The following is a 922-nucleotide window of genomic DNA, read 5'->3' on the forward strand; positions in this document are numbered from 1 at the left end:
ACGATGGTCAATTCACCGTTCGCCGGGTCAAGGCGATAGACGTTGCGGGTCTGTTGTTCAGGCTCCGACTTGTACCCCTCGTAGTCGGAGAGAATGCCGTAGGTCGGGTCAGTGAACCAGATGGTGCCATCGGAGCGCACGACAACATCATTGGGTGAGTTCAGTCGCTTGCCATTATAGCTATCGGCAAGCACTGTGATTGAGCCGTCGATTTCTGTGCGGGTGACACGTCTGCCACCATGTTCGCAAGAGATCAGTCTGCCCTGGCGATCCCGCGTGTTTCCGTTGGTGAAGTTTGACGGCTGGCGGTAAACGGATACCTGGCCATCCGGCACCCAGCGCAAAATGCGCTGGTTGGGAATGTCGCTCCACAGCAGGCAATCCATGTCTGCAAACCAGACTGGGCCTTCTGCCCATCTGCAACCGGAATAGAGTTCTTCCATTCCAGCGTTGCCGACGATGTATTGCCGGAAACGTTCATCACGAATGTCATAGGGGAAAGATGGGTCGTATTGCATGGCTTTATCCATATTATCGTTCGCAGTCAGTCGCCTTTCAGCGCCCGCTCAACGGTTAGGTTTTGGCCCGCCAGCCAGCAGGATGACGGAGATAATGATGAGACCTGTCAGGATGAGGCGTATTCCGGCACCAAAACCATAGGTGTTGAGCATGGAAACGACGAGGAACATGAAGAGCGACGCCCCCCAGATGCCGGGAACGTTGGAATCGCCACCGGCAACCGCAGTGCCACCAATCACCACGACGGCGATCGACATCAGCAGGTATTCCGATCCCATGTTGAGCGCCGCACCACCAGAAAAACTGGCAAGAAGATAACCGGCAATGGCGGCAAGCACGGCACACAGCACATAGGTGACAAAACGTGCACCATCCACCGGAATGCCGGTCATGCGTGCCGCAA

The 922-nt window shown here is 55.9% G+C and carries 2 protein-coding genes; both read right to left on the reverse strand.

Annotation, left to right across the window (positions count from 1 at the left end):
• Positions 1 to 518: SMP-30/gluconolactonase/LRE family protein (locus tag RT613_RS10160; RefSeq protein ID WP_313615034.1), on the reverse strand; the 518-nt coding region annotated here is incomplete at its 3' end.
• 48 nt (positions 519 to 566) lie between these two features.
• The coding region (locus RT613_RS10165; protein ID WP_409558800.1) for an ABC transporter permease at positions 567 to 922 on the reverse strand (356 nt) is incomplete at its 5' end.

It is taken from the genome of Agrobacterium sp., assembly GCF_032092815.1.
Classification (GTDB): Bacteria; Pseudomonadota; Alphaproteobacteria; order Rhizobiales; family Rhizobiaceae; genus Agrobacterium.